The organism is Myxococcus sp. AB036A, assembly GCF_006547355.1.
Taxonomy (GTDB): domain Bacteria; phylum Myxococcota; class Myxococcia; order Myxococcales; family Myxococcaceae; genus Myxococcus; species Myxococcus virescens.
The window spans coordinates 39,553-52,135 of sequence record NZ_VHLC01000014.1 but is presented as its reverse complement, the minus strand read 5'-3'; the positions used below and the strand labels follow the sequence as shown (position 1 = coordinate 52,135).

Genomic DNA, 12,583 nt, shown 5'->3' with positions numbered 1-12,583 from the left:
CGTCCATGGCCGACGACAACGCCGCCCAGCCTGGGAAGGACAACGCCGACACGCCGGCCGCCCGCGAGCGCCGCACCGACGCGGTCCTCCTCAAGATGCCAAACCACAACATGGACTATCCGCATCTGGCGGTGCCCACGTTGACGGCGGCCCTGAGGAAGAACTTCTTCAAGGTGAAGCAGCAGGACGTCAACGTGCTGCTCCGGGATTTCCTCCTCACGGAGGAGATGCTGAAGGATCTGGCCTACCGGTTCCTCCCTGAACTCGCCAAGGCGCACATCGACGTCCCGGCGGACTTCGATCGCATCCGCAACGCGCTCGTCTACCTGCACTACATCGACAACCAGATTGGCTTCGCCAGGGTCGAACAGGTGAAGCAGAAGCTCCAGGCCCGCAAGTACGAAGAGGTCTTCTGCGACGAGCAGGAGAGCAGCCTCGCCTCGCTCATCTTCGTGCTGACCGGGATGCTGCACATCGTCATCGACCTGGCGCTGACCTATGACGAGGCCGGCGGAGAAATCGACAACCCGGTGACGAACTTCCTGCACCAGAAGGTCCGGGAGGTGGCGGCCCTCAACCCGCGCGTGGTGGGCTTCTCCGTCATCCAGATTCAGCGCAAGGCCACGCTCTGGTTCGCTCGGCGCCTCAAGCCGCTCATCCAGGGGAAGATCGCCGTCGGGGGACCGGACGCCTCCACCTTCAAGGAAGAGTACCTCAAGAACAACGACTGCATCGACTACGCCTTCCTCAAGGAAGCGGAGACCACCTTCCTGGAGTTCCTGCGCGGCAAGCCCGTGGAGCAGCTCGACGGCGTCGTCTTCCGGGATGCGGAAGGGAACATCCAGGTCAACGAGCCGCGCCACGACATCCAGCTTTCGATCTTCCGGCCGGACTTCGATGGCTACGACCTCGACAAGTTCTTGCTGCCGACGTTGCCCTTGTCCACCTCGCGCGGCTGCGCTTTCGCCAAGTGCACGTTCTGCAACCACTACAAGACGTACTCCGGCTACTACAGCAACGACGCCGTGAAGACGGTGGACAACATCGAGCTCCTGGCGAAGCGCTACAACACGCGTTTCTTCCACTTCGTGGATGACATGCTGGAGGTGAAGGAGGGCACGGCCATCGCCGAGGAGCTGATCCGGCGCGGCCTCGACGTGAACATCCTCACCTATGCCCGCTTCGAGCCCCAGTTCACCGACGAGAAGATCCTCGAGCTCTGGCACAAGGCCGGCATCCGCGTCATCGAATGGGGCCTGGAGTCCGCCTCGCAGGAAGTCCTCAAGAAGATGATCAAGGGGGTCTCCATCCGGCAGGTGCAAAACATCCTCGACATCAGCAGCCAGAAGGGGATCGTGAACAAGCTGATGCTGTTCCACAACTATCCCGGTGAGACAGTGGATCAGCTCAAGATGACCGTGGACTTCCTGCGAAAGAACGTGCTGGAGAAGAAGGTCCGCCCCTTCTTCACGGTCCGAGGAAGGCTCGAGCTGCGCCTCTTCACCCCGCTCGAAATCACCTCGCGCGACTACTCCAAGTCCCCCTTCCGCAAGCGCTACGAGCGGTCCAGCTCGTTCGACTCGTTGCTGGGCTACGCGGACGAGGACGACTACCCGCGGAAGGTCGAGTACATCGAGACCTTCATCAACGAGATGTCGCAGTACCTCAACGAGAACAAGATCTTCTCGACGAACGACGAGAACATGTCGCTCGACTTGCTGATCCTGGACCTGAAACGGCGCGGCCACGAGACGGCGGTGACCGTACAGTAACCCGGAGGATGGAGGAGCACGCCATGATGCCTCAGGCCATCCCCCGGGTTCCGCTCGTCTCCCGCGAGCACTTCATTGCGTCGTGGGAGAAGGCGGGACAACCGGTCATCTTCACCGGCGCCGTCCAGGAATGGCCCGCCTTCTCGAAGTGGACGTTCGAGTGGTTCCGCGCCATGCACGGAGGCGTCGAGATCACCGTCAGGTCGGCGCTCTACACGCGGGGCGCCCTGCCAGGCACTTCGGAGCCCCTGGGCGGCGCACGGAGGATGAAGCTGTCCACCTATCTGGACGAGGTGGGGGCCTCCTCGTCGCTTCCGCTCGAAAGCGACCTGGATGAACTCTCGGACCAGATGCTGGGGAAGCGGCCGGAGGACATCAACCATCTGGTGGGTCCGTCGCTGCTTCGGGCCGTCCCCTCCCTGCGGGAGGACGTCCGCTTCCCGGACTATGCCCCCCGCTGGTTGAACCGCCTCACCGAATCCTCTGTCTGGATCGCCCCGCGCGGCACCTTCGCCCAGCTTCACAGGGATCGCGCCCACAACCTCTACGCCCAGCTCTCCGGCCAGAAGCGCTGGCAACTCTATGCGCCCCACCAGGCCCGGCGCCTCCAACCGGCACCGCTCGACTGGGCTGCGGACCTGAGCGGAGTGGACCTCGAGGCGGGAGCGGCCAGGAAGATGACCGCGAGCGGGCTCCGGCCGGATTACGACTTCATCCTCGAACCGGGCGAACTGCTCTTCCTGCCGGTGAACTGGTGGCATCGCGTCCACACCGTTTCCCCCTCCATCGCGTTCAACCTCTGGTGGTGGGACATCCCGTCAGCGGTTCGCGTCGGTCCCGTGGCGGCACGCATTGCCCTGGGGATGAAACTGCAAGAGGCCTATTCCTCTCTGCACCGCAGGTCCCCCGCGTCTGAGCAGCGATGAGCGAGCCAGGGAACGGCGTGCTGCGCTTCGCCATCATCTGGGGCAGCCAGACGGTGTCGAAGCTCGGCAGCGCCCTGACCAGCTTCGCCCTGGGGCTCTGGGTGTATGGCCTCACCAGCTCGGTCACGGATTTCGCGCTGATCTCCGTGCTGACCATCCTGCCCGGGGTGCTCGTGGCCCCCATCGTGGGGGTGCTGGTGGATCGCTGGGATCTCCGGAACGCGATGCGTCTGGGAGATTGCGGCGCGGGGTTGGTCACCCTCGTCTATGCCATTCTGATCTCGTTTGGTCAGCTCGCGCCCTGGCACGTCTACGTGGGCACCGCCATTGCGTCGGTGAGCGGTGCGCTCCAGCGGACGTCGTACACCGCCCTGACGCCAGCACTCGTCCCCGCGAAGCACCTGGGCCGCGCCAACGGACTGGTCCAGGCGAGCGATGCCGCCGTGCCCCTGATCGCCCCTCCCTTGGCGGGGTTCCTGATGAGCGCCACCAGCCTGGGCACGGTGGTCTTGATCGACTTCATCAGCTGCTTGGCCGCCATCACCACGCTGTCGCTCGTTCGGAGCCTGCCCACTGGGAGCGGGGCCTCCTCGGATGCGAGCACCTCCGCGCTGCAACAAGCCCTCGAAGGGTGGAACTACCTCAAGGAACGCCGGGGTCTGCTCGGTCTGCTCGCGTTCTCCGTCACCACCAACTGCTCGCTCTCCGCCATGCAGGTGCTGCTTCCGCCGCTGGTGCTGGACATCGCCAACCCCGCCGTCCTCGGGGGACTCCTGTCCACGGGGGGCCTGGGGCTCCTGTTGGGGAGCGTCGTGATGACCGCGTGGGGCGGGCCGAAGAACCGCATCCATGGGGTGCTCGGAGTCGGGCTGGGCCTGGGGACGGTCGTGGTGCTCGCGGGGCTGTTCCCCACCCTGAGGATGCTCGGGTATTGCACCTTCATGGCCGGATTCTGCATCCCCATCATGGATGCAAGCAGCCAGGCCATCTGGCAGGGGCAGGTCCCCGCCGCACTCCGGGGACGCGTCTTCGCCATGCGCGGGATGATTGCCTGGTCCGTCCAGCCGCTGGCGTACCTCGCGGCGGGCGTCATGGCGGACCACCTGGACGGCGTCTCCTTTGCCATCCCCGCCCTCTTCGGGCCGCTGGAACAGCTCGATGCGCGCAGCCGGGGCATCGCGCTGTGCTTCATCGCCGCCGGCCTCTTGACGCTCATCGCGGCGGTGCGGGGCTATGCCGCCCGCCACGTCCGCGAAGTCGAGGAAATACCACCAGGCCCCCCCTTCACAGGGGCCGTTTCCCCGCCTTCGCGGTAAGGGGCCTCAGTTCCGCGTCAGCGTCAGGTCGTCCACCTGAATCCAGGTGTCGCCGTTGTTCGCCCACATCCCCGCGAACACCTCCACGCTGTGCTGGGCGCCGGAGTTGAACGACACCGACAACTGCGTGTAGTTGCCCAGCGGCTGGGCGAAGCGCACCTCGTTGAGGATGGGCCCGCCCCGGAGCAGCCGCGCGCCGAAGTAGCCATCCGCGTGGTTCGTGGACGTCTTCACCCAGCCCGTCAACGTGTACTGGGTGTTCGGCGTCACCGCGACCTCCTGCTTCACGGCATTCCACCCCGTGTCGTTCCGCGCCCAGGCGTTGTTGGCGCCCGTGCGCGCATAGCCGAGTCCCCGGTCGATGCCCGCCCTGCCTTCGGTGTACCAGGGCGACGTGGCGTTGTTGGAGGACTGCTGCTCGAAGCCCGCCTGGTGGATGAGATTGCTCCCACGCGTCAGGCTGACGTCATCGAGCTGCAGCCAGGTATCAACGTTGTCGGCCCAGAGGCCGCCATACACCTCGATGAGCGCGTTCGGCCCGGAGTTGAAGTGGACCACCTGCTCCGTGTAGGCCCCCAGCGCACCGAAGGGCACCTCGCCCAGGATGGGGCCATTGCCCGGCCCGCGAGCCCCGAAGTAGCCCGCGGTGTTGTTGGCGGAGCTGCGGACCCAGCCGCGCAGGGTGTAGTCCGTGTAGGGCTGGACGACGACGCGCTGCTTGAGCGCATTCCAACCGCTGCTCGCGTACACGAAGCCGTTGTCCTGCCCACTGCGCGCGTTGCCGAGCGCCCGGTCCACGCCGCCCGAGCCTTGCAGATACCAGGGCGCCATCACCGGCGTGGCCGCCTGTGTCTCGAAGCCAGGCTCGGAGAGCAGGTTGTCGCTGTGCGCGTCGTGGGCCAGCGTGGCCCGCATGAGGAAGGTGTTGTACGGCGTCCACTGGGACATGACGAAGTACAGCGAGTTTCCGGTGTTGCCCCAGGGGTGGATGAACGCGTTGTAGAGCCCCGGGTACACGGCTCCACTGGCGAGCACCTTCTCTCCGCTCCAGGGCCCCGTGGGCGTGGCGGCGTCACGCATCACCACCGCCTGCCGGTGCTCGTTCAGGTACGTCATCAGGAAGCGCCCGAGCGGCGCGTGGTACGAGACGGACAACTCACCCGCGATGCCAATGGCGACGGGCCGCGCCGCCGCTTGCGACACGCTCCATCCGTTTCCATCCCAGTAGCGGAAGGCGTTGATGTCCAGCAGCGCCGTCTCCGGCACGCGGGCCAGGTGGACGTTCCCGAACCGGCCGTTCGGCGTCGCGTACATGTAGACGAACCCGCCGTTCCTGACGAAGGCCGCCATCTGGAAGTTGTTCGTCCAGGCCGACGTGTTCTGCCAACGCGCCGTCGGGTGCTTCACCCAGTTCTGCCCCTGGTCATCCGAGTACGCGATGCCCGCATGGTTCGTGAACCACATGCCCGGGTCCCCCCAGTGGTGGATGGACATGTAGTGGATGTAGTGCCGCGAGCCGATGGTGACGCCCGCGGTGGGGATGACGGTGATTTCGTCGAAGTTGACCTTCCGGGACGCGAGGATCTCCTTCGCATGCCGAGGCCCGTCCTGAATCATGGAGGAGAAGGACAAGCCGTCGGCCAGGTTCGTATCGGACGAACGCGCCAGGACGTTGCTGCGCCAGCCGCCCCCACAGCCGCCATTGCCACACCAGCCCGCGCCGAAGGTGTCCCCGAACAGGACGAACACCTCGCCACCGCCCTTGTCCCAGACGATGCCCAGGTCCGTCCCATGGACGTCGTGGTTCGTGTGCGTCTGGTTCGGGTTCGGCAGCAGCTCACCGGCGGGCGTCGCGCCCGTCACCCGGGAGACCTTCGTCACGTTCGACGGCGTCACGGCCGCCGCCGGGGTGCCCCCCAGGAGCGCCCACGTGGCGTGCAGCAGGAACGTCCGCTTCCATGTCGTCATGCGCTTCATGGCCACCTCTCTGGTTGTCACGGTGCAACCCGGACGGGAGAGGCGACTCTAGCTGCATAACGAGATTAACCTTCAAATCAAGGCGCGACGGATGACCGGAGTGTCAGCCCTGCGCCAGCACGCGGACGAGCACGTCAATCATGGTGGCCCAGCCCTGCTCCGTCCGGCTCGCGTAGTCGGCCCACTTCGCGTCCATCTCGTGGGTGAGCGTCAGCTCACAGCCGGTGTCGCGAGGGGAGATCTCCACCGTCACCCGGCTGAGCTCGTCCCCCTCCTTGTCGATGTGCCAGGTGAAGACGAGCCGGCGCGGACGGTCGATCTCCAGGTACGTGCCCACGTGGTCGATTTCTTCTCCGGCCCGCCGCACGAAGAAGGAGAACTTGCCGCCCACTCGCGGGTCGATGGCGAGCCGCAGCACCTCCTCGTCCCGGACCGTCGGCCCGGTCATCCACTGGCCGACCATCTCCGGCTCGAGCCACGCGTCGAACACCCGTTCAGGCGACGCGTTGAAACGCCGTGTGACGCGAACCTGGACGCTCTGTGCTGAGGACATGGCTCTTCCTTTCAACCCGAGGGTGGGCGCCATTGCTAAACCATATGGTTCAACATATTCCCGGCCGTGGCAATGCACAACCAGCTGATTGAGCTTCGTCACGGGTGAGCCCGGAGCGTTTCTGGTAGAGCCCGGGGCATGCCTCAGCGTCCCTCCGTGGCGGAAGTGGAATCCATTCTCCGCGCGCCAGTCCGCCAGAACTGGGAGCAGTTCACCAAGACGCTCAAGGCGCTGCCAGCGGGTGTCGACCCCGACCTTGCGTCACACGCCGCGTTGAGTCTCATTCACGGGCAGCCCGCGTCCCTCTGGTCATTCGGGCGAAACTGCCAGCAGCTCCCTGCCCCTGTCATCCGCGCGCTCCTGGGTCGGCTCGAAGCCGACTCCCGGCCTTACGCCTACTTCCTACGCGAAGCGGTCCCCCAAGAAGCCTCCGACGACGAGCTCCGAGCAACCTGGAAGGCAGCACTCCAGGGCCTGCTCGACCTGGAGACGACGTATGCGTGGGGCTCGAAGCAGCGCAAAGCAAAGTTCCAGGCGCTGGCGAACACCCCGTCCTTGCTCCAGGCCATCCAGACCGCTGTCGTGGCCTGTGAGCAGGTGTCGCTGGACATGCTGGCCGTGCTGACGGTGGATGCATCGGACGCCTCGGTCGATGCGCTCATTCCCCATGTGGAGCGGGCCGTGCAGAGCCAGGGCTGGGAGTTGGACCGCCTGGAGGATTTGCGCAAGCACGCGCGCTCCACCCCCGTGATGGACGACCTGTTCGCGCGAATGGAGGCCCTGCTCCAGGGGCGTCGCGCGCGCTCGCCCGCGCTCGACCTGGCGCGGCACCTGGGCTTCGGTGAGCTGGATGCCATCTGGTTCAGAACCTACTTTCTGGCTGGGGACACCCATGCGGCGAACTCCCTCGTCCATCATTGCAACATCAACGTGGATAGCCGCGCCCCTCGCTGGTTCAGTGTCTGGCAGACATCCCGAATGGATGGCCTCGATAGAAACGCCTGGAGCGACACCCACTTCGACAACGAAAAGCTGCACAAGGACATCCAGGGACTTGGCGCATGCGAGTTGATGCAACTTCCTGATTGGGTGGCGCGCACGGCCAGGCGCCTCGGCGCAGCGTGGAACATCAGCGACAGCGCGTTGATGACGAACCTTCGCGGGAAGAAGCGCGCAAGACTCGCGGAGTGGCTTCGCTCGGGCACATGAGCCGCTCGGCTCACCCCACCCTGCGGCCCCCGATGTGCGCCCCGGCATTGGGCGATAACCGGCGATAGAGCGGTCCGGCCAGCGACGACATGATGCCCACCGCGATGAACGGCAGCACGAAGCGGTCCGGCGTCAACGGCGCCTCGCCAGCGCCGCGCGCCAGGTGCAGCATCAACCCGCCGAAGCTGATGCCCAACCCCAGCGCCATCTGCATCGTCACCACGGACAGCGTGGACGCGTTGCTCACCGTGTCCGGGGGGATGTCCGCATACGCCACGGTGTTGATCGCGGTGAACTGCATCGAGCGCATGAATCCGCTGACCATGAGCAAGCCAACGATGAGCGGAATCGGCGTGCTGTTCCGGAAGAAGGCCGGCATCGCGGTCAGGACGGCGGACGCCAGGTTGGCGCAGATGAGCGTTTGCCGGAAGCCGAACCGCCGGATGATGTAGGGCGCCACCGACTTGCAGGCGAGCGCGCCCACGCCGCCGCCGATGGTCACCAGCCCTGCCTCGACGGGCGTCCAGCCCAAGCCGACCTGAAACAGCAGCGGCAGGAGGAAGGGCGACGCCCCCAGGCCCATGCGCGTCAGGGTTCCACCAATCATGCTGGCCCGGAAGGTGTCGATGCGCAGCAACCGGAGATTCAACACGGGCCGCTCCACGCGCAGCGCGTGCCACACGTAGGCCCCCAGCGACGAGAACGCGACGGCCGCGAGCCCCAGTTGCAACGGCAGCGGCATCAGCCCGATGCCCACCGTCTCCGCCGCGCCAATCAGCGTGGTGATGGCGACGGCCACGAGCACGAAGCCCCGCGTGTCGAAGGGGCCCGGGTCTGGCTGGTGCAGCGGCGGAACGAAGCGCGCCACCGCGAGCATGCCCAGGATGCCCACGGGCACGTTGATGAAGAAAATCCACGGCCAGTCCGCGACGCCCAGGATGAGGCCCGCCAGCGGAGGCCCCACCAGCGGGCCCACGAGCGCGGGCATGGTGAACCAGCTCAAGGCGGCCACCAGGCGCTCTCGCGGCGCCGAGCTCACCACGATGATGCGCCCCACGGGCGTCATCAACGCGCCGCCCAGCCCCTGGAGGGTGCGGAAGAGGACCAACTGGGTCAGCGACTGTGAGAAGCCGCAGAGCACCGAGCCCAGCAGGAACACGCTCATCGCGAACATGAAGACGCGACGGGGCCCGAACCGGTCCGCCACCCAGCCGCTCGCGGGCGTGAGCACCGCCAACGCCAGGATGTACGACGTCAGCGCCAGCTTCAGGTGGATGGGGTCGGTGCCGAACGCCAGCGACAACCGGGGCAGCGCGGTCGACAGCGCGGTGGAGTCCACGAACTCCATGAACAGCGCGCTGGCCACCGCAATCGAGGCCAGCCGCGAGCCCCTTGGAGAATCTCCTCCTGCCTCAGCGTTGCTGGAAGCCGGATGCCCAGGCACGATTCAGCCCACGTACTCCGGAAGCAAGGGCGCGTCGCGGAGTCTCGGGGCCTGGGCATCCTTGGGCGACAACAGCGGCTCGCTCACCGGCCAGGGAATCGCCAGGTCCGGGTCATTCCACACGACGCTCCGCTCCGTCTCCGGCGCGTAGAGCGCGGTGCACTTGTAGTGGAAGTCCGCGGAGTCACTCACCACGCAGAAGCCGTGGGCGAAACCCGGCGGAATCCAGAGCTGACGGCGGTTGTCCGAGGACAGCTCCGCCGCCACCCACTGGCCGAAGGTGCGCGAGCCGCGCCGCACGTCCACCGCGACGTCGTACACGGCGCCCGCCAACACCTGCACCAGCTTCCCCTGGGCCTGCGGCTCCTGGAAGTGCAGGCCCCGCAGCGTCCCCTTCGCCGAGCGCGAGTAGTTGTCCTGCACGAAGGGCCCGGGGATGCCCACGGCCGCGTACCTCGCCGCATGGAACATCTCCATGAAGAAGCCGCGGTCATCGCCGAATACCTTGGGCTCCAGCAGCAGCACCTCCGGAATCTCCAGCGGCGTCACCTTCACGAAACGGCCCCCCGGTTCTCCGCCAGCGCCCGCAGGTACTGGCCGTAGTCGTTCTTGAGCATGGGCTCGGCCAGCGTCAGCAGTTGCTGCGCGCCGATGTACCCCATGCGGAACGCAATCTCCTCCGGGCACGACACCTTGAGGCCCTGGCGGCGTTCGATGATTTCGATGAAGTTCGACGCCTGCATCAGCGACTCGTGCGTGCCGGTGTCCAGCCACGCGTAGCCGCGCCCCATGAGCTCCACGTCGAGCTGGCCGCGCCGCAGGTACTCCGCGTTGACGTCGGTAATCTCCAGCTCGCCCCGCTTGCTCGGCTTGAGGCCCGCGGCGATGTCCAGCACCTGGTTGTCGTAGAAGTACAGCCCGGTGACGGCGTAGTTGGACTTCGGCTTCAGCGGCTTCTCCTCCAGGCTCACCGCGCGGTTCTTCGCGTCCAGCTCCACCACGCCGTAACGCTCTGGGTCCTTCACGTAGTACCCGAACACCGTCGCGCCCGAGGTACGCGACGCCGCGCGCTTCACCAGTTCGCTCAGGCCGTGGCCGTAGAAGATGTTGTCGCCCAGCACCAGCGACACGCTGTCAGCGCCCACGAAGTCCCGGCCGATGACGAAGGCCTGGGCCAGTCCCTCCGGCCTGGGCTGCTCCGCATAGCTGAAGCGCATGCCCCACTGGTCGCCACTGCCCAGCAGTTCCTGGAAGCGCGGCAGGTCCTGCGGCGTGGAGATGACCAGCACGTCCCGGATGCCCGCGAGCATCAGCGTGCTCAGCGGGTAGTAGATCATCGGCTTGTCATGCACGGGCAGCAGTTGTTTGCTGACCACGCGCGTCAGTGGGTACAGCCGCGTCCCCGAACCACCGGCGAGGATGATGCCCTTCATGTCCACCTCGGCACTTCAGTGTCCCCGAGCCGCGAGCCAGGTCGCATGGAAGCGCGACAAGGACTCCGCGAGCGCCAAGGGAGGAACGGAAAGTTCGGCCCGGACCTTGTCGGTGCGCAGACCACTCTTGAGCGGGCGGGGGCTGGCGAGCTTCAGCTCCGCCATGCGGGTGGGGACGATGAGCCTCGCATCGAACCCGAATACCTCGCACAGCGCGCGGCCAAAGCCCACCCGGTCGATGACCGTTCCGCCGCAAGTGTTCCACACTCCACCCAGCCGCCGCGTCCCCAGCTCCACCAGCATGGCGGCCACATTGTCCGCGAAACTGGGCGACACAATCTGGTCCTCGAAGAGGCGCACCTGCTGCCCCTTCTCCAGCGCCGTCACCAGCCAGGCACCGAAGTTGAGCCGGCCCTCCACCGGAGGCCAGCCATACACCACGGCGGTGCGAGCAATGGCGCAGCCGGGCGCGAGCACGCGCGCGGCCTGCTCCCCCATGTGCTTCGTCACTGAGTACACGCCGCGAGGATTCGGAATCGCGTCCTCGGAATAGGGCCCGGCCTCGCCGTCGAAGACGTAGTCCGTGGACACGTGCACCAGGTGCGCACCGACCTTGCGAGCACTCCGCGCCACGGCGGCGGCCGCGGTGACATTCCCCGCGTACGCGGCCTCCGGGTCCTTCTCGCAGGCATCCACCTCCGTCATGGAGGCGCAGTGGATGACCACCTCGGGCGCGGCGGTCTCCACGGCGGCGGCGACGTCCGCCTCGCGCGTGAGGTCCACGCTCGCGTAGCCATACGCTCCGCCCGTGCGCCGGGCACCGCGGCCCAGGCCCACCACCTGGTGCCCGCCCTGGTGGAGCAAGGAACACACGCGGCTGCCCACCAACCCGTTGGAACCCGTGACGAGGAAGCGCATGGCTCAGGCCCTCCCCTGCAGGCGCGTGCGGTACTGCGTTTCGAAGTACTGGCGATAGGCGCCACTCGTGACGCGCTGCCACCACGCAGGGTGGTCCACGAACCAGCGCACCGTCTCCGCCAGGCCTTGCTCGAAGGTGTGCGCGGGCGTCCAGCCCAGCTCCGCGCGAATCTTCGACGGGTCGATGGCGTAGCGCCGGTCATGTCCCGGCCGGTCCTTCACGTACTGGATGAGCGACTCCGGCTTGCCCACGAGGCCCAGAATCGCCTTCACGATGTCGATGTTCCGCCGCTCCGCCCCGCCGCCGATGTTGTAGACCTCGCCGGCCCGGCCCTTCTCCAGCGCCAATAGCAGCGCATGGCAGTGGTCCTCCACGTGGAGCCAGTCGCGCACATTGCCGCCGTCGCCGTACACCGGCAGCGGCTTGTCGTGCAGCGCGTTCACCACCATCAACGGAATCAACTTCTCCGGGAACTGGTAGCGGCCGTAGTTGTTCGAGCAGCGCGTGACGACGACGTCCAGGTTGAACGTGTGGTGATACGCGAGCGCCACCAGGTCGGAGCTCGTCTTGCTGGCCGAGTACGGGCTGGAGGGCTGCAACGGCGAGGACTCGGTGAAGGCGCCCGTGGGCCCCAGCGAGCCGTAGACCTCGTCGGTGGACACCATGAGGAAGCGCTTCACGCCGCGGGCGCGGCTGGCCTCCAGGAGCTGCTGGGTGCCCAGCACGTTGGTGGTGACGAACACCTCCGGCCCGAGGATGGAACGGTCGACGTGGCTCTCCGCCGCCAGGTGCATCACCGCGTCGATGGCGTGCACGGACATCAGGTGCTCCACCAGCTCGCGATTGCCGATGTCGCCCCGGATGAAGACGTGCTGGGGGTCGCCCTCCAGCTCGGACAGGCTCTCGAGGTTACCGGCGTACGTGAGCTTGTCGAGGTTGACCACCGTCCAGGCAGGCCGCTCACGGCGCAGATACTTCACGAGGTTGGACCCGATGAAGCCACAGCCACCTGTCACCAGTACGTTCATTGTCCC

Annotated in this window: 11 protein-coding genes; 4 read left to right on the top strand and 7 right to left on the bottom strand. The window is 66.6% G+C overall.

Annotated features, from left to right (window positions below):
• Positions 1–5: 5 nt before the first annotated feature.
• The 3 genes from FL344_RS08395 to FL344_RS08385 are packed head-to-tail and all read left to right on the top strand — an operon-like array spanning position 6 to position 4,014.
• Entirely contained in the window at positions 6–1,772 is a 1,767-nt protein-coding gene (locus FL344_RS08395) for a radical SAM protein (RefSeq protein ID WP_141618132.1), read from the top strand.
• Positions 1,773–1,795: 23 nt separating this feature from the next.
• Positions 1,796–2,698, top strand: a complete 903-nt coding sequence (locus FL344_RS08390) for a cupin-like domain-containing protein (protein ID WP_228564867.1) — start codon at positions 1,796–1,798, stop codon at positions 2,696–2,698.
• The gene (locus FL344_RS08385) at positions 2,695–4,014 is read left to right on the top strand and encodes an MFS transporter (RefSeq protein WP_141618130.1); all 1,320 of its coding nucleotides are present in this window, start codon (positions 2,695–2,697) and stop codon (positions 4,012–4,014) included. Before FL344_RS08390 ends, FL344_RS08385 begins: the two co-directional genes overlap by 4 nt.
• A 6-nt stretch (positions 4,015–4,020) precedes the next feature.
• Here the strand turns inward: FL344_RS08385 and FL344_RS08380 are convergent, their stop codons facing one another.
• On the bottom strand, positions 4,021–5,982 hold the full coding sequence (locus tag FL344_RS08380; protein WP_228564866.1) for a DUF4185 domain-containing protein: 1,962 nt from the start codon (positions 5,980–5,982) through the stop codon (positions 4,021–4,023).
• A 112-nt stretch (positions 5,983–6,094) separates the two neighbouring features.
• Positions 6,095–6,544, bottom strand: coding sequence for an SRPBCC domain-containing protein (locus FL344_RS08375; protein WP_141618128.1), 450 nt, complete (start codon positions 6,542–6,544; stop codon positions 6,095–6,097).
• A 138-nt stretch (positions 6,545–6,682) separates the two neighbouring features.
• Here FL344_RS08375 and FL344_RS08370 point away from each other — a divergent pair, with 138 nt between their 5' ends.
• Entirely contained in the window at positions 6,683–7,753 is a 1,071-nt protein-coding gene (locus FL344_RS08370; protein WP_141618127.1) for a hypothetical protein, read from the top strand.
• Between the two features lie 10 nt (positions 7,754–7,763).
• Here FL344_RS08370 and FL344_RS08365 read toward each other — a convergent pair whose 3' ends face one another.
• The 5 genes from FL344_RS08365 to rfbB all read right to left on the bottom strand — a co-directional run bounded on the left by FL344_RS08365 (position 7,764) and on the right by rfbB (position 12,577).
• Positions 7,764–9,119 (bottom strand): MFS transporter, encoded by a 1,356-nt coding sequence (locus tag FL344_RS08365; protein ID WP_228564865.1) that lies wholly within the window; start codon positions 9,117–9,119, stop codon positions 7,764–7,766.
• 81 nt (positions 9,120–9,200) lie between these two features.
• Positions 9,201–9,752: a dTDP-4-dehydrorhamnose 3,5-epimerase gene (gene rfbC / locus FL344_RS08360; RefSeq protein ID WP_141618125.1), complete on the bottom strand. Its 552-nt coding sequence runs from the start codon at positions 9,750–9,752 to the stop codon at positions 9,201–9,203.
• Positions 9,749–10,630: a glucose-1-phosphate thymidylyltransferase RfbA gene (rfbA, locus tag FL344_RS08355; RefSeq protein ID WP_141618124.1), complete on the bottom strand. Its 882-nt coding sequence runs from the start codon at positions 10,628–10,630 to the stop codon at positions 9,749–9,751. The genes rfbC and rfbA overlap by 4 nt, the downstream gene beginning before the upstream one ends.
• A 15-nt stretch (positions 10,631–10,645) precedes the next feature.
• Positions 10,646–11,548 (bottom strand): SDR family oxidoreductase, encoded by a 903-nt coding sequence (locus tag FL344_RS08350; protein WP_141618123.1) that lies wholly within the window; start codon positions 11,546–11,548, stop codon positions 10,646–10,648.
• Positions 11,549–11,551: 3 nt separating this feature from the next.
• A complete protein-coding gene (gene rfbB, locus FL344_RS08345) occupies positions 11,552–12,577 on the bottom strand; it encodes a dTDP-glucose 4,6-dehydratase (RefSeq protein WP_141255201.1) in 1,026 nt (341 codons plus the stop codon).
• Positions 12,578–12,583 lie beyond the last annotated feature (6 nt).

Excerpts from the sequence above, each read along its gene's own strand:
- rfbB (WP_141255201.1), bottom strand. The coding sequence starts at position 12,577 with ATGAACGTACTGGTGACAGGTGGCTGTGGCTTCATCGGGTCCAACCTC.
- FL344_RS08370 (WP_141618127.1), top strand. The coding sequence starts at position 6,683 with ATGCCTCAGCGTCCCTCCGTGGCGGAAGTGGAATCCATTCTCCGCGCG.
- FL344_RS08390 (WP_228564867.1), top strand. The coding sequence starts at position 1,796 with ATGATGCCTCAGGCCATCCCCCGGGTTCCGCTCGTCTCCCGCGAGCAC.
- FL344_RS08350 (WP_141618123.1), bottom strand. The coding sequence starts at position 11,548 with ATGCGCTTCCTCGTCACGGGTTCCAACGGGTTGGTGGGCAGCCGCGTG.
- FL344_RS08395 (WP_141618132.1), top strand. The coding sequence starts at position 6 with ATGGCCGACGACAACGCCGCCCAGCCTGGGAAGGACAACGCCGACACG.
- FL344_RS08385 (WP_141618130.1), top strand. The coding sequence starts at position 2,695 with ATGAGCGAGCCAGGGAACGGCGTGCTGCGCTTCGCCATCATCTGGGGC.
- FL344_RS08375 (WP_141618128.1), bottom strand. The coding sequence starts at position 6,544 with ATGTCCTCAGCACAGAGCGTCCAGGTTCGCGTCACACGGCGTTTCAAC.
- rfbA (WP_141618124.1), bottom strand. The coding sequence starts at position 10,630 with ATGAAGGGCATCATCCTCGCCGGTGGTTCGGGGACGCGGCTGTACCCA.
- FL344_RS08380 (WP_228564866.1), bottom strand. The coding sequence starts at position 5,982 with ATGACGACATGGAAGCGGACGTTCCTGCTGCACGCCACGTGGGCGCTC.